This is a genomic window from Microbacterium limosum (assembly GCF_036324365.1).
GTDB lineage: Bacteria > Actinomycetota > Actinomycetes > Actinomycetales > Microbacteriaceae > Microbacterium > Microbacterium limosum.
The window spans coordinates 2,511,998-2,537,568 of record NZ_CP137080.1; the positions used below are offsets into that span (position 1 = coordinate 2,511,998).

A 25,571-nucleotide genomic window follows, 5' to 3' on the forward strand; every position below is an offset into this window, starting at 1 on the left:
CTCCTAGAGGAAAGCGGCGGACATGATGTCCTCGCGGTCGGCAGGATTCGGGAACTCGGCGACGACCCGCCCGAGGCGCATGACGAGGATGCGGTGCGACAGGGCCATCACCTCCTCGAGTTCGGAACTCACGACGATCACCGCCGTTCCCGCGGCGGCGAGGTCGAGGATCAGATTGTGGATGTTGACCTTGGCGCCGATGTCGACGCCCCGGGTGGGTTCGTCGATGAGGAACACCTTCGGAGGCGTGATGAGCCACTTCCCGAACAGCGCCTTCTGTTGGTTGCCTCCCGACAGCGCGGCAAGGGGAACACGGTGGACGCTTCCACGCACGTCGACCATGGTGACGACGCGGTCCACCGCCGCACGCTCGGCGCCCCGTCGCAGGATCCCGCCGACCTGGCGGCCCCCGAGCGAGGGCAACGCGATGTTCTCGCTCGCGTCGCGGCGAAGGACGAGGCCCTCGTCCTTCCGGGACTCCGGCACCAGCGCGAGCCCCCGGTCGATCATGCTCCGGATCGTCGCCCGTCGCACCGGCGCACCCGAGACGGACACCCGACCGGACGTCAGGCGGTCCGCGCCGAAGATGGCCCGGAGCGTCTCGGATCGACCGCTGCCGACGAGTCCGGCCAGCCCGAGTATCTCGCCTTCGCGCACCTCGAGGCTGACATCGAGGATGCGCCCGTTCGTCAGGCCCTCGGCACGGAGCACCACGGGCGCGGACTCCGGCACCGGAGCGGGCGTTCTCGCCAGCGCGGCGATCTCGCGGCCGACCATGAGTCGCACGAGCGAGTCGGTCGTATGACCCGACGCGTCCTCGGTGACGATCTGCGCGCCATCCCGGAGCACCGTGATCCGATCCGCGATGCCGAGCACCTCCTCGAGGAAGTGCGACACGATGACGACCGTCGTGCCACGGTCCGCGAGCGTGCGCAGCACCACCAGCAGCTGTTCGGTCTCCGCTTCGGCGAGCGCCGCGGTCGGCTCATCCAGGCACAGCACCCGTGACCCCCGGGCGAGTGCCTTCAGGATCTCGACCTGCTGCGCCTTGCCGAGCGGGAGAGAGGACACCACCGCGTTCGGGTCGAGATCGAATCCGATCTCGGCCGCGAGCGCGTCGAAGCGGCGGCGATCCGCGGAGGGCGTCGCGACTCCGCCCGCGTTGGCCCAGCCGCCCAGGAAGACGTTCTCGAGAACGGTCCGCTGGGGGACGAGTGCCAGCTCCTGCGAGATCAACGAGACACCGTGAGCAATCGAGTCCCGCGGGCTCGACAGGCGCGTCGGAACGCCGTCGAAGAGGACGCGGCCGGCATCCGCGGTGATCGCCCCGCCGAGAATGTTCAGCAGCGTGGACTTGCCCGCACCGTTCTCGCCGAGCAGGCCATGGATCTCGCCGGGCGCGATCTCGAACGAGACGTCACGCAGGACCGAGATGCCGTTGTAGGACTTCCCGACCGCGTCGAGCCCGATGAGCGGTGTGCTGGTGAGCGTCGTCGGCTTTGCCACCGTCGTCCCTTCGTGATCTATCGGTGGAACGATCGCACCCTCCGGTGAGCCGCATGCGAGCGACCCACCGGAGGAAGGCGATCAGTCGTCGTACGTCGCCTCGAAGCCCTCGAGGTTCGCGGCGGTGCCGATTCCCTTGCTGGGGGTGAGGTCCGCCTCGTTGATGGCCACCTCGACGTCCTCGCCCTGGTGCTTCTTGATGCCGAGCTCCGCGGCCGTGTAGCCGTTGAGGTAGAGGTCGAGCGTGTACGTCGCGAACCATTCGCCGCTGCGCACCGCCTCGACCGCCTGGCGCGACGAGCCGTTGCCGACGAACATGACCGGGCTGTCGGCACCTGCCGCGAGCCGCGCGCCGCCGATGGCCTGCGAGGAGCCGATCACGACGTCCACATCCGGGTTGGCGGTGATGATGTCCTGGAACGCCGCCTGACCGGAGTCCGCGGTGTATCCGCCCTCGACCTGTGCGACGACCTCCGCACCGCCCGCCTCGAGGGTGTCGACGACGGCCTGCGTGCGGGCGTTGTCGAGCGGCAGCGCCCGGAAGCCCTCCATGTACCCGACCTGACACGGGTCCGCGCCGGCCTCTTCGCAGGCCATCAGGCCCATCTCGCCGAGCTTCTCGCCGTTGACGACGGCGGGGTCCACGATCGAGATCGCACCTTCCACCTGGGGTTCGACGGTCTCGAAGTCGGGGCCGACTGCCGTGAACTCGATGACGACCGTGATGCCGGCGGCGATCGCGTCTTCCAGCGGCTTCTGAACGACGAGGTTGTCATTGGCCTGGATGACGATGACGTCGTACTGGCCGGACGTGACGGCATCCGTCACCTGCTGCGCCTGCAGCTGGCCGTCGAAGTTGGAGTCGACGAACTCGGATGTCGCGCCCATCTCCTGCGCGGCAGCCTCGACGCCCTCATACACGCCCTGGGCGAACGAGTTCGCCGCGGCGAACCCGAAGAACCCGATGCTCAGCTGGTCGTCGCCGGCGGGTTCCGAGCCGGGCTCGGGGCCCGACGCGGCGCAGCCGGCCAGGAGTGCGACCGTGGCCAGTGCCAGGCCGGGGACTGCGAAGTACTTCCTCTTCATTGCAGGTACCGCTTCCTCTCGTTGGGGTGGAACTGTGATCTCATTCGGGGTGCACGTATCCGTAGTCCGCCCGGGCGCGCTCGACCGAGACGTAGCCGTTCTCCACGTCGTACCGGACGGCCTCGTGATCGCGCTCCTCGGGTCGGCCGTAGCCGCCACCCCCGCCGACGGCCAGACGGATGACGGTGCCCTTCGTCGCAGGCTGGGCGTTGATCTTCAGGGTGCGGAACTCATCCGGCCCTCCGGGGTTGATGACCACCTCGGGACCCGCGGCGCCGTTCCCGTCGAAGAGCCCCCAGGCGGGGGTCTTCGAACGCTCGAACCAGAGACCGAAGACACCGTCTGCGAGGAACTCGTACTCGCGGATCACGCCGTTGCCCCCGCGCCAGCGTCCGGCACCACCCGAGTCCGGGCGGATCGAGTACTCGCGGATGCGGAACGGCCACTTCGTCTCGACCATCTCGATCGGGAAGTCCTGCAGCGAGCCGTTGACGTTGTTGATCAGCGCCGACTCGCCGTCGGAGCCGTCCCACGCGCCCCAGCCGCCGAGGGTCGCCTCCATCGACACCCAGTTGCGACCCACGCGGGGGTCGAATCCGGCACTCGTGATGATCATCGAGTCGCCGTGGCTCGCGGCGGCGACGCGGTCGGGCAGTGCCGGCGCCAGGGCGCGCGAGACCATGTCGATCAGCATCCCGAGGTGCGAGAAGTACCACTGGCACGCAGCGGGCGCGACCGCCCCCAGCACGGAGCCCTCCCGCACCTTCACCGTGAGCGGCCGGAACGACCCGCCGTTGGAGTTGGTCTCGGGGCTCACGAGGATCTTGTAGCCGACGCGCAGGGCCGAGATGGCCTGGGCGACGCCGCAGTTGACCGGGCCCTGCGTCTGATCGGCCGACTCGGTGACGTCGAACTCGATCTGGTTGCCGGAGACCGTGACGGTCAGCTTGATGGGAATCGGGACATCGAGGTTGATGCCGTCGTTGTCGAGGAAGCCCTCGGCGGTGTACACGCCGTCCGGGATCTCGCGCACCCGCTCGAGCTCGAGCTCCTCGGTCTGGCGGAAGATCTCGTCGCGTGCCGCCTCGATGACATCGAGTCCGTACTTGCGCACGAGCTCCTGCATGCGGACGGAGCCCATGCGCAGGGCCGCGACCATCGCGTGCATGTCGCCCACGGTCTGGTACGGGAAGCGGGTGTTCGTCTGGATCAGCTCGACGACGTCCGTCTCCACCCCCTGCGAGATGAGCTTGACCGGACCCATCCGGAAGCCCTCCTGGAAGATGTCGGTGGAGTCCATCGACGCCCCGACATCCTTTCCGCCCATGTCCATCCAGTGGGCACGGGTGGCCGAGAAGCCGACCAGCACGCCGTCGACGAAGACCGGGGCGAAGATCGTCACGTCGTTGAGGTGGGTCCCGCCGATGTAGGCGTCGTTGAGGATCCAGACGTCGTCCTCACGCCAGACATCGCGACCGTACTTCTCCTCGACGGCCCTCGAACAGGTCTCGATGTTTCCGAGGAACAGCGGCAGGCCCGCGGACTGCCCCAGCACCTGGTGGTTCTGGTCGAGCAGTGCCACGACGCAGTCGCCGCCTTCGTAGATGATCATCGAGTACGCCGACCGGATGAGCGTGGCGTTCATGTCCTCCGCCGCGCTGGTCAGCGCGTTGCGCAGGATCTCCACGGTGACGGGGTCGACGGTGACCGGAGCGGCCGCGGCATCGAGGGCGGTGGTGTCGACGGTGGTCGAAGTCATGATTCAGGCCTCACTTTCGATTTCGAGGTTCGTGATGATGAGCGAGCCGTGCTCGTCGACCGTGACCGAGAAGCCCGGCGGCACGACCGTCGTGGCGGTCGCCTCGATGACGATCGCCGGTCCGGTGAACACGTGTCCCGCCCGCAGCGCGTCCCGCTCGGTGACGACCGTGTCGACCTCCTGACCGTCGAAGATGACCTTGCGGACCTCGTGGTCGAACTCGGGGCCGTCGGCCTGTCCGATCGTGAAGGTGTTCGCCGACTCGAGCCGGCCGACGACGCGCGTGCGCAGCGTGACGATCTCGATCGGAGCGCCCAGAGTGGAGTGCCCGTAGCGCGCCTCGTACGCTTTCGCGAAGCGCGCGCCGAGCGCGTCGAGGAAGCCCTCCTGCAGCGGTTCGTCCGCGTTCTCGAGCGGGACGGTCAGGAAGTACTCCTGCCCCAGGTAGCGGACGTCGACCGAGTGCTCGGCGTATCGGTCCGCCGCGGGGATGCCTTCGCTCTCGAGCGAGGCAAGCGCCTCGGTCTCGACTCTGCGCAGAACCCGGCTCATGTCGGTCGAGTCGATGTCCTCGTCGAGGAAGTAGTAGGGCTCGGTGAAGTCGCGCCGGATGTCGCCCTGCAGCATGCCCCACGCGGAGAACGCCCCGGGGAACCGAGGCACGATCGTCTCGCGGATGCCGAGCTCCTTGGCCAGGAAGACCGCGTGCATCGGACCCGCGCCGCCGAACGCCACGAGGGAGAAGTCGCGCGGCTCGATGCCGCGGGAGATGGTGATGGTCCGGATGGCCTGCGCCATCTGGGAGTTGGCGACGTTGCAGATGCCCTCTGCCATCTGCACCACGTCGAACCCGAGCTGCTCGCCGACGGATTCGATGGCGCTGACTGCGGCCGCGTGATCCAGACGCATCTGTCCGCCGGCGAAGTTCTCGGCGTCGACGCGGCCGAGCACGAAGTTCGCGTCCGTCACCGTGGGCTCGGTGCCGCCGCGGCCGTAGCACGCCGGTCCGGGCTGGGCGCCCGCCGATCGCGGGCCGACGCGCAGTCCGCCCGCCTCGACCCATGCGACCGAGCCGCCGCCCGCGCCGATTGTGTGGATGTTGACGATGCTCATCAGCATCGGCAGGCCTTCGAGCGTCGCCTCCGTCGAGACGTCCGGCACGCCGTTCACGACGAGCGACACGTCGAAGGAGGTGCCGCCCATGTCCACGCCGATCAGGTTGTCGTTGCCCACGATCTTCGTCAGGGCTTCCCCGCCGATCGCACCGCCGACCGGGCCGGACAGAAGCGTCTGAAGGGGACGCTCGCGCGCCGACTTGGCGGTGAGCACGCCACCGGAGGACTGCATGATGTGCAGCGGGGCATCGACGCCGCGTGCCGTCAGCTTCTCCTCGAGATCGACAAGGTAGCTGCGCACGACCGGGCCGGTGTACGCCTCGATGACCGCCGACGAGGTGCGCTCGTACTCGCGCCATTCCTTGGCGGCCTCGTGCGAGAGCGAGACCGTGAAGTCCTCGCCGAGCACCTCGCGCAGGATCTCACGGGTGCGCAGCTCGTGCGCGGGGTTCCGATAGCTGAAGAGGTACCCGACGGCGACGGCACCGTAGCCTTCGTCCTTCGCACGGATGGCGGCGGCGCGGACGGCGTCCTCGTCGAGGGGGACCAGCTCGCTGCCGTCGTACTGGAAGCGACCGGGGATGCCGATCACATCCTTGCGCTCGACGAGCGGCTCGGGCTTGCGATACTGCGCGTCGTAGAGGCGCATTCGCGGGCCCCGCGCGATGTGGTAGACGTCCTGAACGCCGTCCGTCGCCAGGAGCAGCACGCGCACTCCGCGTCTCTCGAGGAAGGCGTTCAAGCCCTGGGTCGTGCCGTGCACGATGAAGTCGATGTCCGCCAGATCGTCGATGATCGACTCGAGGCCTCCCAGGACTCCGGTGCTCAAGTGGCCCGGGGTCGTCGACGCCTTGGTCGCTCGGAACTCCCCCGTCGACTCATTGAATGTCACGATGTCCGTGAAGGTTCCGCCGATGTCCATCGACACCCTGTAGCTGGTCACTGCTTGCCTCCTGCTGGGTCTGATTAGCGTGCATCGTATGAGTCGCGCCGGATCTGTTGGCGTGCACTTTGCCTACTCGCGCCGGTACAGTCAGGGCGTTATGACCAAATGAGCCGAGGCGGGACGCGGAACCTTCGCGGCGAGTGGCCTGCAGCCGCGATTTCACAATGGAGTTCGCGGCCCTGACGGTCATGTTTCGGGCGTGTAAGACGTGTGTTAACCGAATTGCCCAGCGTCGGGCCGACTGCTCAGCGTTGCTGGCGCGCCGCGAGCGCGTCCTTCAGCGCTGCCAGCACCGCTGCGATCGCGGGGCTCTTGCGGGACGCCGTTCGGGCCGCCGCGAAGACCTCACGCTCGGGCCGGCCCGGTAGATCGACGAGGCGGACGGCGCCACCGTCCTGCGCCCACACGAGGTCGGGCAACATCGCGACGGCGTGTCCCGATGCCACCAGCCGGATGTGCGCAGTCAGGTCGGTCGCCTCGTACCGCACATCGGGTTCGAAGCCCGCCGCACGGCACTGCTGCACGGCCCAGTTGCGCACCGCCGTCCCCGACGGTTCGAAGATCCACGCCCGCTCCGCGAGGTCCGCCAGGCGGTGAGCCGGATCCTCCGCCGGCAGCGCGAGGCGGATCGGATCGGTGCCGAGGCTCGTCCGATCGATGCCCGCGCGGAGCTCGCGCGTGTGACCCGGGTACTGCTCGGCCACCACCAGGTCAAATGTCCGTGCCGCGAGCTCGAACAGGGCGTCCTCGGGGGGCATTTCCCGGTACTCGAGGCGCACGGCCGCCCCACGATCGGCCAGCAGACCAAGCGCGGCCGGCACCAGCGACTGCGCGGCGGTGGGCATGACCGCGATGCGAACCCGCGACTCCCCCGCCCCGGAATCCCGCAGTTCGGCGCGCGCGGCCTCGTCGAGCTCGAGCACTCGCGCAGCGTGCCGCGCCAACCGCACCCCTTCCGCAGTGAGCCGCACACGCCGCCCATCCGGTTCGAGCAGCACGGCACCCGCCTCGCGCTCGAGAAGCCCGAGCTGCTGCGAAACGGTCGAGGAGCTGTAGCCCAGCGCCCGCGCGACCTCGGCGATCGTGCCCCTCAGGCTGAGCTCGTGCAGCAGACGTAGTCGTCGTAACTCGAGCATGCGGTCCAATCATCGGTTTTCTCGAAGAGTACTCGATATGAACATGCGCTTTTCATGATGCGTTTTCCTGATGACACTGGGAGTCCCCGCACCCGCGGGGCACACTTCTCTGGAGGAAACCCATGTCGCTCTCCCCCTCGATGAATCCGATCGGCGGAGAATCCCGCGCGGACGACGCGGTCGCCGACCTCGCGGACGACGCGGTCGCGCTCGTGCAGGCATGGCTGGAAGAGGCGCGCGGGGTGCCGGTCGACAAGTCGGCGCGTCGCCTCGCCGGGGTCCTGGGCGACGAGAACGGACTCGCGTTCACCGTTGGGTTCGTCGACGGAGTGGTGCGCCCGGAGGACACCGCGGTGGCGGCACGCAACCTGCGTGCTCTCGCGCCCCTCACGCCCCGATTTCTTCCCACGCCGCTGCGCGCGCTCGTTCGCCTGGGCGGAAGCCTCGCTCCGATAATCCCCGGCGTCGTCGTCCCGATCAGCCGGCGGGTGCTGCGCTCGATGGTCCGGCATCTCATCGTCGATGCGACGGATCGGCGACTGGGACCGGCCATCCGCCGCATCCGCTCGGCCGACGGCGTGCGGCTCAACGTCAACCTGCTGGGCGAGGCGATCCTGGGCCAGGACGAGGCGGCCCGGCGGCTCGACGGCACGCGCCGCCTGCTCAGCCGGGACGATGTCGACTACGTGTCGATCAAGGTCTCGTCCACCGTCGCACCCCACAGCCCCTGGGCGTTCGACGAGGCCGTCGCGCACGCCGCCGACGCACTGGTCCCGCTCTTCAGGATCGCGCGCGACGCGCCCACGGGTCGCAAATTCATCAACCTCGACATGGAGGAGTACAAGGACCTCGACCTGACGCTCGCCGTCTTCACGTCGATCCTGGAGCGCCCCGAGTTCCGAACGCTGGAAGCGGGCATCGTCCTGCAGGCCTATCTACCGGACGCGCTGGGCGCCATGATGCGCCTGCAGGAATGGGCGGGCAAGCGGGTCTCGGAGGGCGGAGCGCCGATCAAGGTCCGCGTCGTGAAGGGGGCGAACCTGCCCATGGAGCGCGTGGACGCCGAGGTTCACGACTGGCCCCTCGCCACGTGGTCCACGAAGCAGGAGTCCGACTCTTCGTACAAGGCCGTTCTCGAATACGCCCTCCGGCCCGAGCACACGCCCGCCGTGCGCATCGGCGTCGCCGGCCACAACCTCTTCGACATCGCGCTCGCCTGGCTGCTGGCGCAGCGCCGGGGAGTGACCGACGCCATCGAGTTCGAGATGCTGCTCGGAATGGCGTCCGCGCAGGCGAGCGTCGTCCGGCGGACGGTCGGCTCGCTTCTGCTGTACACACCCGTGGTCCACCCGGCAGAGTTCGACGTCGCCATCGCCTACCTGATCCGCAGGCTGGAGGAGGGCGCCTCCAGCGACAACTTCATGTCCGCCGTCTTCGAGCTCGACAGCGACCCCGCCCTCTTCGCCCGGGAGCGTGACCGGTTCATCGCCTCGACGAAGGCGATCCCGCGCGATGTGCCGCAGCCCCGGCGGCGCCAGGACCGCCGGCGCGCACCGGGAACCACTGCCGTCGACGCCTTCCGCAACGCGGCAGACACCGATCCGAGCCTCGCGGCGAACCGCGTGTGGGCAGAGCACATCCGGGGCCGGATGCAGTCATCCTCCCTCGGTGAGCGCACCGTGATCGAGAACACGCTGTCGGACGTCCGTGCGCTCGACAGCGTGATCGCCGGGACCGTCGAAGCGGGCGCGGGATGGCGGGCGCTCGGCGAGGATGCCCGGGCCCGGATCCTGCACCGAGCCGGCGACATCCTCGAGGCCCGCCGCGCGGAGCTGCTCGAGGTGATGGGGTCCGAGTGCGGCAAGGTCATCGAACAGGGCGACCCCGAGGTCTCCGAGGCGATCGACTTCGCGCACTACTACGCCGAGAGCGGGCGGGCGCTCGCCGGAATGCGGGGAGCCGCCGCCGTACCCGCACGCCTCACCGTCGTCACGCCGCCGTGGAACTTCCCCGTCGCGATCCCGGCCGGCTCGACGCTCGCCGCGCTCGCCGCAGGGTCGCCCGTCATCATCAAGCCCGCGCGCCGGGCGCGCCGCTCCGGCGCGGTCATGGTCGAGGCGCTCTGGGAGGCAGGCGTGCCGCGCGACGTCCTCCAGTTCGTCCAGCTCGAAGGACGCGAGCTCGGCGACCGGCTGATCGGTCACCCCGCTGTGGAGCGCGTGATCCTGACGGGTGGGTATGAGACCGCCGAGTCCTTCCGCGCGATGCGACCCGACCTTCCGCTGCTGGCGGAGACGAGCGGCAAGAACGCGATCATCGTCACGCCGAGCGCCGACCTCGACCTCGCCGCCAAGGATGTCGCGTACTCGGCATTCGGCCACGCGGGTCAGAAGTGCTCTGCCGCATCGCTCGTCATCCTCGTGGGCTCGGTCGCCTCGTCGCAGCGTTTCCGGCGTCAGCTGGTCGATGCGGTGCGCGCGTACGACGTCGGGATGCCCTGGGACGGCACGGCGCGGATCGGACCGCTCATCGCCCCGGCCGAGGGCAAGCTGCTCCACGCCCTCACCGAACTCGAGCCGGGAGAGCGCTGGGCGCTCGCGCCCGAGAGGCTCGACGACGAGGGCGCGCTGTGGCGACCCGGCATCCGTGACGGCGTGATGCCCGGATCGCCCTTCCACCTCACCGAATACTTCGGCCCCGTGCTGGGGATCATGACCGCAGCATCGCTCGATGAGGCGGTGCGGCTGGTGAACGCGATCGACTACGGGCTGACGTCGGGACTGCACTCGCTGGACGAGGACGAGATCGCGCAGTGGATGGCCACCGTCGAGGCCGGGAACCTGTATGTCAATCGGGGGACCACGGGAGCCATCGTGCAACGGCAGCCGTTCGGCGGCTGGAAGAAGGCCTCGGTGGGGACCGGGACGAAAGCCGGCGGCCCGAATTACCTGATCGGGCTCTCGGACTGGATCGATTCGCCCGTGGCGGCAGCGGCGGTGACGGACCCGCTCTCTCGCGCGGCCCTGGCCGCCGCGCACGGCGCCGAGGCCGCCGACGTGGATTGGCTGGGCGGAGCTCTCGCTGCGGACGAATCGGCGTGGGCCGACGAGTTCGGGGTGGTCCGCGACGTGACCGGCCTCGAGAGCGAGCAGAACGCGCTGCGTTACCAGGCCGTGCCGGTGACCGTCCGCGCCGACGGCGGCCGCGCGGTCGACCTCATCCGCGTCGTCGCGGCAGGCCTGCGGGCAGGATCGGACGTGTCGGTGAGCGCCGCGGGCGAGCCCTCCGCCGCGGTACGGGAGTGGCTGTCCGATTCCGGCGTGCCGTTGTCGATCGAGTCCGACCGGGCGTGGTTCTCGCGGGCATCTTCGCTGAGCGGTGCCGGGGGCAGGATCCGGCTGATCGGGGGCGACTCAGCGCGCCTCGCCGCACATCTCGGCGGTACGCCCGCAATCGCCGTCTACGCCGGCCCCGTGACGTCGGCGGGGCGGGTCGAGATGCTCGCGTTCGTGCGCGAGCAGGCCGTCTCGATCTCCGCTCACCGGTTCGGAACGCCACGCCGGTACGAGATCGACCGGCTCCTGCCCGCGGCTCGCTCCTGAGCCGGGGCGGTCTCGACCCGTCGAACCCGGCGGCGACGGGATGCCGCGGGCAGCCGTACCTCGCTACGGAAGCGTCAGCAGCTTCTGGAGCAGGCGGGCGCCGAAGCCCTCCGCGGTCTCCAGCACGACCACGTTGACTTCGTCCTCGCGGTCGACGGGGCCGCGGTACGACGTCCGCAGGTCGGCGACGGTCATCCCTCTCGCCGGTCCTGCAGAGCAGTCGACGGCGAGAGTCGTCCTCGCCGAACGGAGGACCTGTTCCTCGCCGACGGCGAGCGCGACGGCCAGGGGGTCGTGGAGAGCGCACTCGGGAGCGCCGAACACGCCGGTGTAGAAGGAGAGATAGTGCTCGAGCGCCGACCCGATCAGTCGGGGAATCCGGCCCGGAGCGGCCCTCAGCTCCGCGGCGTCGGCGGCCGTGAGGCGCTGTCGCATCGTGGCGTCGAGCGGAACCAGGACGACGCGGAGGTTCGACCCGAGGACCCGCTGCGCCGCCTCCGGATCGTGCCAGATGTTCGCCTCGCCGACGGGCGTCGCGTTTCCGGGATGCAGCACGGCACCACCCATGATGACGACCTGGTCGATGAGCTCGGCGATCGAGGGGTCCAAGGAAAGCGCGATCGCGAGGTTGGTCAGGGGTCCGACCGCGATGATCACGAGGCGTCCCGCATGCTCGTGCGCGAGCCGAACGATCGCGGCGGGCGCGGACTCGGCCGAGGCATCCACCGGCGAGCGCTCGAGCTCGACGCCGCCGAAACCGTTCGCCCCGTGAACCCTATGAGCTGAACCGGAGAAGGCTCCGTCGAGCGATGAGGCGGCGCCGACATGAACCGGGATGTCGGCATGGCCCGCTATGGCGAGCAGGTCGAGCGTGTTCTGCGTGGCTTGGCCGACCGACACGTTCCCGAAGACCGTCGTGACGGCGACGAGTGCGTCCGCATTGTCTGCGAGCAGATAGCCGAGCGCGAGCGCGTCGTCGATTCCCGTGTCGCAGTCGAGGAGATAACGGCGATCCGCGGCCGACGCCCGCCCGTTCGGTGGTGTCGCCATGGCGTCCGCCTTCCACAATCTGTTGCCCGCCGCGACGCGAGGGCACCGCCTTGTTAACTGTTCGTTTCCGCGCCCGACGGAGGAGATGACCTGCGTGATACTGGGTGCGGAATCGATTCGTCACCACCCTATCCAAGCCGCGGTGCGAACGGGAAACGAGGACACGAGGATGCTGAAGGTGTATCTGGCCGGGCCGGAGGTCTTCCTGCCGGGCGGGCGCGAGCTCATCGAACGCAAGCGCGCACTGAGCGCTCGGTACGGCTTCACGCCATCGCCGCTGCACGCGGATCTGACGCCCACGGCATCCGCCTCGCCGCTCGCACGGGGCATCGAGATCAGCCGGCTCAACGAAGAGCGGATGCGAGAGGCCGACGTGTGCATCGCGAACCTCACTCCGTTTCGGGGCGTCAGCGCGGATCCGGGCACGGTGTACGAGCTCGGCTACATGGCCGCGGAGGGCAAACCGGTCTTCGCCTACACGAACGATCCGGCCGACTACTCCGCCCGCGCGGCGACGTACTTCGCCGGCGGGCTGCATCGCGACGACGACGGCGTGCTGCGCGGGCCCGACGGGCAGATGATCGAGGATCACGGCATGGCGGACAACCTCATGCTGGAGGGCGGCATCCTCACCCGCGACGGTGTCTTCGTCCGCGCCGCGGCCCTGCTCGAGTGGGATGACCTCAGCGCTTTCGAGCGGTGCCTGGCCGACGCGCGACGAGCGCTCACCGGTCGGCAACCGCTGGACTGAGAGGGGACGGCGGCGCCGACGCGGACCGCGCTCGGGGCGGCGCACGGTGACCGCCGCCGGCCTCACGCGGGCGCGGCCAGGCGCCGGTAGCTCGCTCCCGGGTGCGAGGGCTTCAGACGGTCGCCGCCGCTCAGGCCGGCCCGGAAGGTGCGGGCCGGCGAGGGGCCCTCCGGTCGATGACCGCGGGACTGCATGACGGGCAGGACGAACGTGACGAAGCGGCGCAGCTCCGCGATATCCAAGGACGGCTGCAGCATGAAGCCATCGATGTCGGTCGCGGCGACGATCTCCTCCATGGCGTCGACGACATCGCCGCCGTCACCTGTGATCGTCCAGTCTCCGAGCTTCGCCCCCTTCAGGTCGTCGAGGATCTCACGGACGGTCATCGCCCGCTCGCCGGCCCGGGGAAGGTACTTCCTCACATCGCTCTGATTCATCTCTCCGAGATCGTCGCCTCGCTGGGTGAGAGGGAGTGCGGGATCGAGCGCCATCAGGTCGATGCCCGCCAGCGCGCGGAACTGGCTGGCCGCGCCCTCATCCGTTTGAAGATCGACGATGCTCTTGCGCCACGAGAGCGCCTCGTCCCGGTCCGGGCCGGCGATGATGCTGGCGCTGCAGAACATGGCGATGTCGCCGGGCTCCCTTCCATAGCGAGCCGCCCGTTCGCGGATGTCCGCGACGCTCTCGGCCGTCCTCTCCAGGCTCTCGGACTTGACGAAGACGCACTCGGCGTACCGCGCCGCGAAGTCCTTGCCCACCTCGGATGTTCCGGCTTGGAAGATCACCGGCGTGCGCTGCGGGGACGGCTCGACGGTGAGATAGCCGGACGTTCGGTAGAACTCTCCCGCTCGATCGATGCGATGGATCTTCCCCGGGTCCGCGTACACTCCGCGGGTGCGGTCGGCGAGGACGCCGTCGTCGTCCCACGATCCCTCCCAGAGTTCGAGCGTCATCTCGAGGTACTCGCGCGCTCGCGCATATCGATCGTCGTGGGCCCGCATCTGCTCATGCCCGAACAGCAGCGCGATCGCATCCTGAGAGGAGCCCGTCACCACGTTCCAGCCGAGACGCCCCCTCGTGAGGTGATCCAGAGACGCCAGCCGGCGCGCGGTGTGCACGGGATGGTCCAGGCCGGTCGGCGATGTGAACACGAGTCCGAGCCGCTGCGTGACGTGCGCCAGGGCGGGGATCAGGGTCATGGACTCCAGCCCGGAGAAGCTCCCACCCTCGACCGCGGCGGGCAGCACGTCGCCGCGCGCGTCGATCGGATAGCCGTAGCCGTCGGCGAAGAACAGGAAGTCGAAGGCCGCATCGTCGAGCAGCTGCGCCATCTCGACCCAGAAGGCGAGGTCGGTGTATTCGTGGTGGCGGCTTTCGGGATGGGCGAGGGCGAACTTGTTGCTGTTCGCCGCCCGCGCCGACTCGAAGACGCCGAGTCCGATGCGCTTCATGGGGATTCCTTTCTCAGCAGAGGCGCCGGCCCCTGAACACCGCGGCGGTCGCGTCATCCCCCGATGCCGAGGCGGCGGGTGATCCATCCGCTCACCACACCCAGCACCAGATAGATGGCGAGGACGACGACGACGAGTCCGATGCTGGCCGCCCACAGCTGGAGGTACTCGGCACGAGCGGACGAAAGCGTCAGAAGGTATCCGATCCCGTTGCCCGTGGCCAGCCACTCCGCAAGTGTGGCGCCGGCTATCGCGGCCGGCACGGCGATCTGCGCGGAGGCGATGATCGAGGGCACCGCGTAGAGCAGGCGCACGCGGCGCGCCGCCTCGAAACCGGACCCGCCGCTGGCGCGGATCACGTCGATCGCCCCCTCGGGGGCCGCACGCAGGCCCATCATGACGTTCACCAGGGTGGGGAAGAAGCTGACGAGCACCACGACGATCGTCACGGTGAGCAGCCCGCGGCCGAACACGATGACGACGATCGGAAGCATGGCCAGAAGAGGTATCGAGCGCAGCACGATGGCCATGGGCATGGCCACGCGGCTCAAGCTCGGGAGCGCGACCAGCAGCACGGCACCCGCGATGGCGAGGACCGTGCCGACGACGAATCCGACGGCCGCGTCCACGGCGGTCTGCCCGAGTGCGACCAGGAAGACGTCCCAGAATGCGGACGGGCCGAGTCCTCGCAGCGCATCCCCCGCGATCGCGTACCCCAGCAGCTCATGGGGCAGTTTGACGAAGTACTCGTCGAGGCCGAACACGAAGCGTAGCGAGTACCAGAAGCCGAGGATGACGACCAGGGCGATCACTGCTGAGCCGACGGCCGCCCAAGATGCGAGCCGGGTCGACTGCGCACCCGCAACCGAGGTGCCGACGTTCGAACCCCGGCCCGCCCAGGGGACGATGAGGCGCGCGAGGAGTGTAACAAGGCCGAACCCGAGTGCCGCGATGACTCCGGAGAAGACGCCGATCGCCCACACCCGGTTGACGAGCATCATCTCCTGAGCCGCGACGAGCACGGCTCCGAGGCCTTCCGCCGAGCCGAAGAACTCGGCGATCAGTGCGCCCAGCACCGCCGCGGGCACGGCGATCTGCAACGCGGCGATGATGCTCGGCAGCGCCGACCAGAGCCGCAGGAATCGCAGCCGTGCCCATTCCCGTCCCCCGCTAGCGGTGATGACGTCGAGACCGCGGTCATCGACCGAGCGGAAGCCGAGCAGCACGCCGACGAGCAGCGGGAAGTAGACGAACAGCGCCGTGACGACGATGCGTGCCGTATCGGGCTGAAGCGCTGCAATGAGGATCGGAGCGATCGCAACGGTGGGAATGACGTTGAGCACGATGGCGACGATCATGACCACCGGCTGGCTCAACGGCACCAGGAAGCAGATCGCGGCGAGCGGGATGACGACGATCACCGCCCACAGCAGTCCGAGTGCGGCGTTCTGCAGGGTGAAGGCCGCGTTCCGCAGGATCAGGTCCGCGTCCGCGGACATCTGCGTCACGAGCTCCCACGGGAACGGGATCACGTGCCGCCCGGAGAGCGCCCATGCCACGGCGGTCCATGCCGCCAGCACGCCCAGGACGACCGCCGCGGGCATGAGGGTTCGCGCGGCGAAGCGAGGAGGCGCGACCCGCGGCGGCGCGATGGCATGCGCGGCCATCATGCCGCCTTCGCGGCGAAGAGCAGCTGGGCGAGCCTGTCCGCGTAGTCGTGGAACTCGGGACTCGAGCGCACCTCGGCGGTCCTCGGTCGCTCCAGGGCTACGTCCACGCGTGCCACGATGCGTCCGGGACGAGCCGCCATGACGAAGATGTGATCGCTCAGGAAGACCGCCTCCCCCAGGGAATGCGTCACGAGCAGCGTCGTCGTCGGACGCTCCGACCAGATGCGCTGGAGCTCGGCGTTCATCGTGTGCCGGGTCATGTCATCGAGCGCGCCGAAGGGCTCGTCCAGCAGCAGCACGCTCGGTTCGAGCACGAGCGCCCGGGCGATCGCCACGCGCTGGCGCATCCCGCCCGACAGCTGCGCCGGGCGCGCCTTCTCGAATCCCTTCAGACCCGTGAGCGCGATGAGGTCGGCGATGGCCTTCTTGTCGATGCGGCGACCGGCCACCTGGAGGGGAAGCGCGATGTTCGCCTCGACGGAGCGCCAGGGAAGCAGCGCGGCATCCTGGAAGGCGACGCCGATCTGATGCTGCTGCTGGACGACGGCGGCCGCCTGCGAGAGCACGGACACCGACCCGCTCGTGGGGTCGTCGAGGCCGGCGAACATGCGCAGCAGTGTCGACTTCCCGCATCCAGACGGTCCGATGAGGGCGGTGAACGAACCCTCACGGGTGTCGAAAGAGACCCCCTCGAGTGCGGTGACCGGTCCGCGCGAGGTCTTGAAGACCTTCACCACCTCGCGGGCCCCGAGGCCGGCTCGCGCCGACCCGGCCTCGGGGGAGATGACCGGCGTGGATGCGTCGACCACTACAGCACTCCCTCCGCGACGCTGAGGTCGAAGAGATCGTGGGCGTCGAGATCGACTCCGAGGATGTTGTCGAACAGCGCCTGCGTCTCCTCGAGCCCCGATTCGGTCACCTCGAGGAGCGCGCCGCCGGAGCGCTCCTGGCCACGTCGGATCAGGTCGGCCCACACGGCGGCCCCTTCGACCTGGCTCGCGAGCTCGAGGCCGAGCTGCTCGCCGTACACGTCGTAGGTGATCTCGCCGACGGCTGCGGGGTCCTCGAGCAGATCCTCGACGCCCAGCTTGGTGCCCTCGATGATCGCCCTGATCTGCGCCAGCTGCTCCGGGTCCTCCAGCGAGTCGCGCCGGACGGTCAGGATGGAGCTCCACCGGTTGTAGCCGTGCTCGGCAACGGGGATGACGGTGGTGTCGATGCCCTGGGCGGCGAGCACCACGGGGACGTTGCCCACGGGGCTCACGATCGCGTCGACCTCCCCCGAGACCAGCGGAGTCGGCGAGCCGTCCACCGGCACCGTCGAGACGGTCGACATGTCGAGACCCAGCCATTCGAGGAAGGGAAGCGTGGTGCGGTCATTGGCCGACAGGCCGATCGTCGCCCCCTCCAGCTGCATCGGGTCCTCGATGCCGTCCTCGGCGAGCGAGACGATCGCGTTCGAGGAGTACTGATAGACGGCCGCGACGCCGACGAGGGGGGCGCCACCGAGGACGGCGTTGGCCAGCGACTCGCTGGTCATCAGCCCCACCAGCGCACCGCCGCTGACGATCTGAGCGTCGACGGCGACTTCGGGACCGCCCGGGAGGATCTCGACATCCAGACCGAGGTCCTCGTAGTACCCCTCCTCGACGGCGGCGATGATCGCCCCGTTCTCGACGTTGGGGAGCCACCCGAACTGGATGGCGGCCGAACCCAGGTCCTCGGCGGCGGCATCGTCCGAGCCGGAGGCCTCAGGGTCGGAACCGGCCGAGCAGGCGGCGAGCGTGAGCCCCATGCTCGCCACCGCGGCGAGCGCGACGAGTCGGCGGGACATGCGAGTGCGGGGAGATCGACTGCTGATCACGGGTTTTCCTTCTGTCGGGGTGCAGGGATGGAGCAGGGCAGGGGTGGAGGTCAGGCGGGAAGGCGGGAGCGCAGCACGGGTCGCGAGAGTGCGCTGAGTGCGGGCGTCTCGGCGGACATGAGCCGCTCGCGGAGCGTGCCGCTCCGTGGCTGCTCGGCGACGACGCCGCGCTCGCGCAGCAGGGGGAGCACGGAGTCGATGAAGGCGTCGTAGGAGGCGGTGCCGCCGAAGGTGCATTCGATCAGGTAGCCGTCGAGGTCCGCCTCGCGGGCGATCCTCTCCAGCTGCGCGGCACACTGCGCGGCAGTACCCGTCACCTTGAAGCCGCCCGTGGTCTCGACGATGCTCTCCAGGATCTGCGCCACCGTGGGACTCGAGGAGTCTCCCCGCTGGTACTTCATCGCACCCGACTGCCCCACTTCGCTGCGCACACCGTCGAGGGTCTCGTCCGGGTCGAACTTCATCAGATCCACGCCGCTCCAGCCCATGTAGAGCGCGGCCATCGCGGCGGTGCTCGGCGCGGAGGAGAGGCTCCGGCGCAACTCGTGGGCCTCTTCCTCGGTCTCTCCGACGATCACGGAGACGCTGTTGACCACCTTCACCGAGTCGCGAGCGCGCCCGGCGGCCTCGACGGCGTCGCGGATGCGGCTCACCACCGTCTTCGCGGACGCGATGTCGCGCTTCTGCACGAAGACGGCCTCGGCGAAGTCGCCCGCGAATCGCATCCCCCTCGGAGAGGTACCGGCCTGGAAGAGGGTAGGGGTGCGCTGCGGAGACGGATCGGCGGAGTAGTACCCGTCGAAGTCGAAGTACTCACCGGCGTGCGTGATCCGATGCACCTTCGCGGGATCGATTGCCGTACGCGTCGACTTGTCGAAGAGCATGGCCCCGTCATCCCACGCGGTCTCCCAGAGAGTCAGACAGAGGTCGACGAACTCCTCGGCACGGTCGTAGCGAAGATCGTGGGGCATCACCCCGCGTTCGCCGAGCAAGCGGGTGAGGGACTCCTGCATGTCGCTGGTGACGATGTTCCAGCCGACGCGTCCCGCTGTCAGGTGATCCAGGGTGGTGAATCGACGGGCGTGGATGTAGGGCCGCTCGACGGTCGTCGACGCGGTCAGGACGAAGCCCAGGCGATCGACGGTCGCGGCCAGGCCGCTCACGAGCGACATCTGGTCGAGGACGGGGAACTGCACCGATTCCCGGATGACGACCTCGGGCACCTCTCCGTCGGCGTTCATGGGATAACCCGAGGCGTCTGCGAAGAAGAGGTAGTCGAACCCGCCCTCATCGAGCCGGCGGGCGAGCCTCTGCCAGAAGGCGAGCGACGCATACTCTCCCGTGCTGCTCAGCGGGTGGGTCCATGCATTGGAGAGGAAGACCGGAGACATGACCTCGAATGCGCCGAGTGAGAGCGTCTTCTTGTGCGTCGCCACGGGCGGTCTCCTTCAAGGTCGGGCGTCGAATGGGTGCGGAATCGATTCTGCACGCACTGGAGCGCAGACATCCCGGAGAAGCCGAAACTGTAAACGACGCGTAAAGAATCGTCATCTCGTCGCAACAAACGGCTCCGGCGGGCGCGAAATAGCCGGGCCGCACGGGGCAGCGGCCCGGCTTCGCGGACGCACGGGGCGTCAGGCGATGAGTGCGACCAGCTCTTTCTGCCGAGCAGCGGCGCGTGCGCGGATCTCCGCCACGTCGACCGTGACGACCTCGCCGTCCTTCACGACCATCTCGCCGTCGACGAGCACGTGGCGGACGTCCCGTCCCGTCGCGCATTCGTAGGCGAAGATCTCCGGTGACGCGTATGCGGCCGCATCCGGTCCATCCGTGCGCAGCACGACGATGTCTGCCCTCTTGCCGATCGCAAGCGAGCCCGCGCTGTCCCCCAGCGCCATGGCGCGGGCGCCGCCGACGGTCGCCATGCCGAGGATCTCCTCGCCCCGGACACCGTTGCGGTTGTGCACGGGGGTCGCTTCGGCATGCTGCTGCCCCACCCGGGCGAGCATTCCCACCTGGAAGAGATCGAGCGTGCCCAGCGTCGCGACGCCATCGGTCCCGAGCCCGATCGCCACGCCCCTCCGCCACATCCGCAGCGCCGGGGGCGTGCCGATCGAATAGTTGCCCTTCGCGCAGTGGGCGGCGGAGACGCCATGACGCACGTACGCATCGACATCATCGTCGTCGACCAGAATCGAGTGCGCGCCGTGGAGGGTCTCATCGAACACCCCCTCATCGATGAGGTGGTCGATGGGGCGCTTCCCGAACCTCTCGAGCGCGAAGTCGATCTCGTACGTGCCCTCGACGAGGTGGGTGTGCACCTTGACCCCCCGCGCCTTCGCCTCTCGGTGAATCTCCCTGACCAGTTCGGGCGTGCTCGTGATGATCTGCCGCAGCGACATGCAACCCGTGACCCGCGACGAGCCGTCGGGCGCGGTGGGAAGCGCCTCCACGAGCTCGATGTTCCGCGCGATCGCCTCGTCCGTCGTCATCCGCATCGTCGACGGGATGCGTTCGCCGCCGTCCATCGTGTTCTGGGAAACCGCCCCGCGGATGCCGGTCGCCCACGCCGCACTCGCCATCGACTCGGGATGAGGGCCCCCGGCCTCGAAGAAGGTGGTCGTTCCCGTCTGCAGCATGGCGGTGTAGGCCAACAGACCCGAGAGCTCGACGTCTTCGGGCGAGAGGTTCGCCTCGAACGGAACGAGATACTCGCGCCACGTCGGCACCCGCAGCGCGCCACGCGTGGCCAGCTGGGGGATCACCCCGCGCATGAGCGTCTGCGCCGTGTGAAGGTGCGCATCCACGAGCCCTGGCATCAGGATGTCTCCGCTGGCGTAGGTGCGCTTGTCCGAATGCCACCGACTGGTGACGTCGCTCGTCGCGCCCACGTCCACGATCACCCCGTCCTTGATCGCGATCGCGCCGTCGGCGATCACACGGGCCTCGCCGTCGAAGGTGAGGACGTGCGCGTTCTGAATGAGGCGGTCGGCTCGCTGGGCCATTGCTTCTCCGGATTCGAGTGGGACGGTTGGTGACAGGGCGGATGCCGAATCGATTCGTCGTAGAATTCAAGCACGTATGCGAGCCACACGAGCGGCCTATGCTGGGGAGACATCCAGGCCTCGCGGAAAGCACGGAGGATGACGAGCGGATTCGTACGGGCGACGATCGCCGACGTGGCGGCTGCGGCGGGAGTCTCCAGGACGACCGTGTCGGTTGCGCTGTCCGGCCGTGGCCGGGTCGATCCGCAGACGCGCGAACGCGTGAGGAATGTCGCGGATGCCCTGAACTATCGGCCCAGCGTTCGGGCGCAGCGGCTGCGAGGCGGCGCCTCGCGGACGATCGGTCTGCTGACTGCTCTTCCCGACGAGGTCGTCGGTCGCGATTCGCATCTGAGCTTCCTGTTCGACCTCGCAATGCCCCTCGCGCGGACGCTTCTGGAGATGGGCTATTCGACGCTTCTCCTGCCTCCCGTCGGGGATCTCGCGCACCTCGACTCGATCGACGCCGACGCGGTCGTCGTGATCGATCCGCGCGAGAGCGATCCGATCATCACGCGCTTCCGGGAGCGCGGCATGCAGGTGGTGGCCATCGGTTCGGTGGCGGGGGTCGACGCCAACGGCGTGGTCGATCGTGGAGACGGCGACGCCGAGGTCGCGATCGGTCACCTGATCTCGCGGGGTGCCCGGTCCATCGTCCTCCTGTCGACCGCCGAGCAGCACTCGCTCGCCGCGAGCCTGCGCCGATTCGTCTCCGAGCGCGGACACCGACTCGACGCCAGGCTCCGACTCGTCGAGATCTCCTCGGCATCGGGCGAGCGGGGCGGGTACGAGAAGACCCTCGAACTGCTCGCGGCCGATCCCTCGATCGACGCCGTGTACGCGCCCATCGACGCCTTCGCCGTCGGTGCGTCGCGGGCCGTGCAGGAGCGCGGGCGGCGAGTGCCGGAGGACGTCATGATCATCACGAACTACGACGGGCCGCGTGCTCAAGCCTCGTCGCCCCCGCTGACCGCACTCGACCTGAATCTGACATCGATCGCCGAGGCCGCGGCCGAGCTTCTGATCGCGTGCGTCACCGACCCGCGGCCGGAACAGCGCACGATCAAGGTCGCCAACCCCGGACTCCGCGCGAGGGCATCGACGGCACGAGCGACCGCCGAGAGGAGCGGCGCCCTGCTCTCCGGGACCCTTCCGTCGGGGATGTGAGCACTCGGGGGTCGCCGACCCCAGCGATCGGGAGCAGGGTCCGACCTGCTCAGCAGGCCGGACTCATGGAACCGACGTTGGGGGCTGAATTCGAACCGGAGGGCGTCTGTGCTCGCCAGAACGACGGCAGTGCCGTTGGTATCGCTCCACGTCCGCGGCAGGAGCAGGAGTCGACTGCCTTCTTGAGTGATGAGGACGAGCCCGTCGTACCGGTACCCGAAGGCGGCATCCTGGGACGAGCACATGGTCTCCGTGACCCCCGGCTCGGTGAGGTTCAGGCTTCGCTCCGAGTAGAGTTCGTTCGTGAAGTTCGCGGTCGGCGCGTCCGCCGTGAGTACGGGCTGTTCCACCTCGACGCCGACGAGGCCCCATGTGCCGCACGAGATGTAGGCGGCCTGTTCCGCCCGCATGGGACGGCGACGACCGCCGAGGCGATGTCGTGCGATCCGACCGCCGTGACCGCGACGCCGGGCATGGCCCCGATACGTGTAGCGAACGCGGGATCCAGGGACGACACCCCCAGCCGTCCGCGCATCGCGATAGTGGAAGGGTTGTCGAGCATCGAACCGTCGCGCAGCAACGCGTAGTCCACGGCCCACGAGTCCACACCGATGCTGACGAGGTCGGGGGCGGATCGCACGGCCTCGCGAGGCCCGGCTTCCGCAGCACCGAACACGCCGAGCACGTCCCAGTGCAGCCCGTCGCGCAACGCTACCGGGTCGTTGCGAAAGCGCGCACTCTGCTCGAGGTGAAGGATGACTGGGCCGACATGCCCAACCATCACCCGCCCGCTGGTGGCGCCCAGATCGACGGCCGCGACGCCGGAGCCAACCGGGATGTGCAGCCCGGTTGACCGGCTGAGCTCGGGGCCCGTGAGCACATAGACCGCGCCTGCGACGTTCTCGGGCACGACCTCGCGCTTGAGGATCGTCCGGTTCGCGTAGCACTGCCCGAGGTCCTCGTCCTGCTCGATGAGCGCCTTCGCGGCGGCCTTGGCGACGAGGAACGAACCCTTCGCCATGACGCCGTGCTGCAGATCCCAATCCTTCTCGGAGGTCTCGAGGAGGTGAAGCGCCCTGAGTTTGTTGGAGGCTCCTGGCCTTGGAAACGAGGATGGAGTTATGCCGAAGGAACTGAGGAATGGGAAGCCGACGACTCGTCGGTACTCGGTCGAGGAGAAGGCCGCCGCGGTGCGGATGGTGAGGACGCTGCGTGCGGAGCTCGGTGTCACGCAAGGGACCGTGCAGCGGGTCGCGACGCAGCTCGGGTACGGTGTTGAGTCGGTGCGGATGTGGGTGAAGCAGGCTGACATCGATGACGGTGTCACTGCCGGCGTGAGCAGCGCGGAGGCGCAGCGGGTGCGGGAGCTCGAGCAGGAGAACCGGGAGTTGCGCCGGGCCAACGAGTGCTGAAGCGGGCTGCGTCTTTCTTCGGGGCGGAGCTCGACCGCCACTACCGGAAGTAGTCGCGTTCGTCGACGCGAACAAGGACGATCTTGTGGACGGTCGCCGGCTCGGGGTCGAGCTCATCTGCAGACTGTTGCAGGTGGCTCCGAGCAGCTACTACGCCGCCAAGACACGTGCCCCGTCCGCCCGCGCGCAGCGGGACGAGGAGCTGATCCCGCGGCTGGTTGAGCTGTGGGAGTCCAACTACCGGGTCTATGGGGTCCGCAAGCTCTGGAAGCTGCCCGCCGCGCGGGATCATGATCGGCCGAGACCAGACCGCCCGGTTGATGCGCGCCGCGGGGATCGAGGGGGTGAGGCGTTCGAAGCGGGTGAAGACCACTCGCCCGGATCCGGCGTCGGCGCGGCACCCGGACCTGGTGCAGCGGGAGTTCACCGCGACCGCCCCGAACCGGCTCTGGGTCACCGACCTGACATTCGTGCCGACCTGGACCGGCGTCGCCTACGTGTGCTTCATCATCGACGCGTTCAGCAGGATGATCGTGGGGTGGCGGGTCGCGTCACACATGCGCACCGAGATGGTCAAAGAAACACCTGTGAGCTCGTTGACGAGTGTCGGCGCCGACGGTTAGGGTGGGTACATAAATACCAGCCCCGCTGTCGCTCATTGACTTTCGAGTCGCCGAGATGACATGGGCTGGTTTTCTTTTTCGCCAGGATGGGTAGCGTGAAGGATCACCTCCCATACGACGATCGGGACTGCTGCACGAGTAGGTGACATCTGATCTGGCTTGCCCGGGAGGGCGGCCTGGAAGGATGGCATCGTGCCAAAGCCTTATCCCACCGAGTTCCGTGACGACGTGGTCCGCGTCGCGAGGAGCCGTGAGCCCGGAGTGACGATCGAGCAGATCGCGAAAGACTTCGGGGTCCACCCGATGACGCTGCAGAAGTGGATGCGTCGCGCCGATATCGACGAGGGCGCCAAGCCTGGCCAGACCCGCACCGAGGCGGCTGAGATCCGTGAGCTGAGGAAGCGGAACCGGCTGCTCGAGCAGGAGAACGAGGTGCTCCGGCGGGCCGCGGCGTATCTGTCGCAGGCGAACCTGCCGGGAAAAGGTTCTACCCGCTCGTGACGGAGCTCGCCGCCGCGGGGATCCCTGTGACGGTGACGTGTCGGGTGCTCAAGCTCTCCCGCCAGCCCTACTACCGGTGGCTCGCGGACCCCATCGCTACCAGCGAGGTGGTGGAGGCGTATCGCGCGAACGCGCTGTTCGACGCGCATAGGGACGATCCCGAGTTCGGGCACCGGCTCCTTGCCGACGAAGCCGCCGAAGCGGGCGAATCCATGTCGGATCGGACGGCGTGGCGGATCGCGTCCAGCAACGGCTGGTTCAGCGCGTTCGGGAAGCCCAAGCGCAGCAAAGGACGCCGACCGGGTCCGCCGGTGCACGACGATCTCTGCGCGGTGGTCGACGAGGACGGACGGACGCGGCACGTGTTCGCGGCCGACGCGCCGAACGAACTCTGGCTCGTCGACATCACGGAGCACAAGACCGCGGAAGGCAAGCTCTACTGCTGCGCGATCAAAGACGCGTTCTCCGGCCGGATCGTCGGGTACTCGATCGACTCCAGGATGAAGTCGCGGCTGGCCGTTCAGGCTCTCGAGAACGCGGTCGCAATGCGCGGCGACGTCGCCGGCTGCATCGTGCATAGCGATAGGGGCAGTCAATTTCGCAGTCGGAAGTTCCTGCGTGCTCTGGCCCGCCATCGCATGGTCGGGAGCATGGGAAGAGTTGGATCGAGCGGGGACAACGCGGCGATGGAATCGTTCTTCGCCTTGCTGCAGAAGAACGTCCTCGACCGCCGCACTTGGACCACCCGTGAGCAGTTGCGGATCGCGATTGTCACCTGGATCGAACGGACCTATCACCGCCGACGCAGACAGCGTCGGCTCGGGCGTTTGACGCCCATCGAGTTCGAGAACATCATGAACACGACCGTCGCACTGGCGGCGTGACTAC

At 68.6% G+C, this 25,571-nt stretch carries 16 protein-coding genes and 2 pseudogenes; 5 read left to right on the forward strand and 13 right to left on the reverse strand.

Annotated elements, in window-relative coordinates:
- Positions 1 to 3: 3 nt before the first annotated feature.
- From RYJ27_RS12110 to RYJ27_RS12130, 5 genes are all read right to left on the reverse strand, one after another.
- On the reverse strand, positions 4 to 1,506 hold the full coding sequence (locus tag RYJ27_RS12110) for a sugar ABC transporter ATP-binding protein (protein ID WP_330170552.1): 1,503 nt from the start codon (positions 1,504 to 1,506) through the stop codon (positions 4 to 6).
- Positions 1,507 to 1,587: 81 nt separating this feature from the next.
- Positions 1,588 to 2,592: a sugar ABC transporter substrate-binding protein gene (locus tag RYJ27_RS12115; protein ID WP_330170553.1), complete on the reverse strand. Its 1,005-nt coding sequence runs from the start codon at positions 2,590 to 2,592 to the stop codon at positions 1,588 to 1,590.
- A 40-nt stretch (positions 2,593 to 2,632) separates the two neighbouring features.
- Positions 2,633 to 4,351, reverse strand: coding sequence for a hydantoinase B/oxoprolinase family protein (locus RYJ27_RS12120; RefSeq protein ID WP_330170554.1), 1,719 nt, complete (start codon positions 4,349 to 4,351; stop codon positions 2,633 to 2,635).
- A 3-nt stretch (positions 4,352 to 4,354) separates the two neighbouring features.
- Positions 4,355 to 6,409 (reverse strand): hydantoinase/oxoprolinase family protein, encoded by a 2,055-nt coding sequence (locus RYJ27_RS12125; RefSeq protein ID WP_330170555.1) that lies wholly within the window; start codon positions 6,407 to 6,409, stop codon positions 4,355 to 4,357.
- A gap of 248 nt (positions 6,410 to 6,657) precedes the next feature.
- A complete protein-coding gene (locus tag RYJ27_RS12130; protein ID WP_330170556.1) occupies positions 6,658 to 7,548 on the reverse strand; it encodes a LysR substrate-binding domain-containing protein in 891 nt (296 codons plus the stop codon).
- A 140-nt stretch (positions 7,549 to 7,688) separates the two neighbouring features.
- Here RYJ27_RS12130 and RYJ27_RS12135 point away from each other — a divergent pair, with 140 nt between their 5' ends.
- On the forward strand, positions 7,689 to 11,150 hold the full coding sequence (locus tag RYJ27_RS12135; RefSeq protein WP_330172057.1) for a bifunctional proline dehydrogenase/L-glutamate gamma-semialdehyde dehydrogenase: 3,462 nt from the start codon (positions 7,689 to 7,691) through the stop codon (positions 11,148 to 11,150).
- 63 nt (positions 11,151 to 11,213) lie between these two features.
- Here the strand turns inward: RYJ27_RS12135 and RYJ27_RS12140 are convergent, their stop codons facing one another.
- On the reverse strand, positions 11,214 to 12,200 hold the full coding sequence (locus tag RYJ27_RS12140; RefSeq protein ID WP_330170557.1) for a nucleoside hydrolase: 987 nt from the start codon (positions 12,198 to 12,200) through the stop codon (positions 11,214 to 11,216).
- 169 nt (positions 12,201 to 12,369) lie between these two features.
- Between RYJ27_RS12140 and RYJ27_RS12145 the strand changes: the two genes are divergently transcribed.
- Positions 12,370 to 12,951 carry a nucleoside 2-deoxyribosyltransferase gene (locus tag RYJ27_RS12145; RefSeq protein WP_330170558.1) on the forward strand — a complete coding sequence of 194 codons (582 nt, stop codon included), beginning with the start codon at positions 12,370 to 12,372 and terminating at the stop codon, positions 12,949 to 12,951.
- Positions 12,952 to 13,013: 62 nt separating this feature from the next.
- Here the strand turns inward: RYJ27_RS12145 and RYJ27_RS12150 are convergent, their stop codons facing one another.
- The 6 genes from RYJ27_RS12150 to RYJ27_RS12175 form a co-directional block, all read right to left on the reverse strand.
- Positions 13,014 to 14,402: an NtaA/DmoA family FMN-dependent monooxygenase gene (locus tag RYJ27_RS12150; protein WP_330170559.1), complete on the reverse strand. Its 1,389-nt coding sequence runs from the start codon at positions 14,400 to 14,402 to the stop codon at positions 13,014 to 13,016.
- A 53-nt stretch (positions 14,403 to 14,455) separates the two neighbouring features.
- The gene (locus tag RYJ27_RS12155) at positions 14,456 to 16,072 is read right to left on the reverse strand and encodes an ABC transporter permease (protein ID WP_330170560.1); all 1,617 of its coding nucleotides are present in this window, start codon (positions 16,070 to 16,072) and stop codon (positions 14,456 to 14,458) included.
- Positions 16,069 to 16,881, reverse strand: a complete 813-nt coding sequence (locus RYJ27_RS12160) for an ABC transporter ATP-binding protein (RefSeq protein ID WP_330170561.1) — start codon at positions 16,879 to 16,881, stop codon at positions 16,069 to 16,071. Before RYJ27_RS12160 ends, RYJ27_RS12155 begins: the two co-directional genes overlap by 4 nt.
- The gene (locus RYJ27_RS12165; protein ID WP_330170562.1) at positions 16,881 to 17,936 is read right to left on the reverse strand and encodes an ABC transporter substrate-binding protein; all 1,056 of its coding nucleotides are present in this window, start codon (positions 17,934 to 17,936) and stop codon (positions 16,881 to 16,883) included. The genes RYJ27_RS12160 and RYJ27_RS12165 overlap by 1 nt, the downstream gene beginning before the upstream one ends.
- A 50-nt stretch (positions 17,937 to 17,986) precedes the next feature.
- Positions 17,987 to 19,372, reverse strand: coding sequence for an NtaA/DmoA family FMN-dependent monooxygenase (locus tag RYJ27_RS12170; protein WP_330170563.1), 1,386 nt, complete (start codon positions 19,370 to 19,372; stop codon positions 17,987 to 17,989).
- Between the two features lie 198 nt (positions 19,373 to 19,570).
- The gene (locus RYJ27_RS12175; RefSeq protein ID WP_330170564.1) at positions 19,571 to 20,941 is read right to left on the reverse strand and encodes an amidohydrolase family protein; all 1,371 of its coding nucleotides are present in this window, start codon (positions 20,939 to 20,941) and stop codon (positions 19,571 to 19,573) included.
- 138 nt (positions 20,942 to 21,079) lie between these two features.
- Between RYJ27_RS12175 and RYJ27_RS12180 the strand changes: the two genes are divergently transcribed.
- The gene (locus tag RYJ27_RS12180) at positions 21,080 to 22,147 is read left to right on the forward strand and encodes a substrate-binding domain-containing protein (protein ID WP_330170565.1); all 1,068 of its coding nucleotides are present in this window, start codon (positions 21,080 to 21,082) and stop codon (positions 22,145 to 22,147) included.
- Between the two features lie 802 nt (positions 22,148 to 22,949).
- Here RYJ27_RS12180 and RYJ27_RS12185 read toward each other — a convergent pair.
- Positions 22,950 to 23,213, reverse strand: a pseudogene (locus RYJ27_RS12185) (hypothetical protein); the annotation flags it as partial.
- A 55-nt stretch (positions 23,214 to 23,268) separates the two neighbouring features.
- Here RYJ27_RS12185 and RYJ27_RS12190 point away from each other — a divergent pair.
- Positions 23,269 to 24,173: pseudogene (locus RYJ27_RS12190) on the forward strand (IS3 family transposase); the annotation flags it as partial.
- A 201-nt stretch (positions 24,174 to 24,374) separates the two neighbouring features.
- Positions 24,375 to 25,567, forward strand: a protein-coding gene (locus RYJ27_RS12195; RefSeq protein WP_330170566.1) for an IS3 family transposase whose coding sequence is annotated in 2 segments (ribosomal slippage) — positions 24,375 to 24,659 and positions 24,662 to 25,567 — 1,191 coding nt in all. Because the reading frame shifts where the segments join, the coding sequence is not laid out codon by codon here.
- The last annotated feature ends 4 nt before the right edge of the window (positions 25,568 to 25,571 follow it).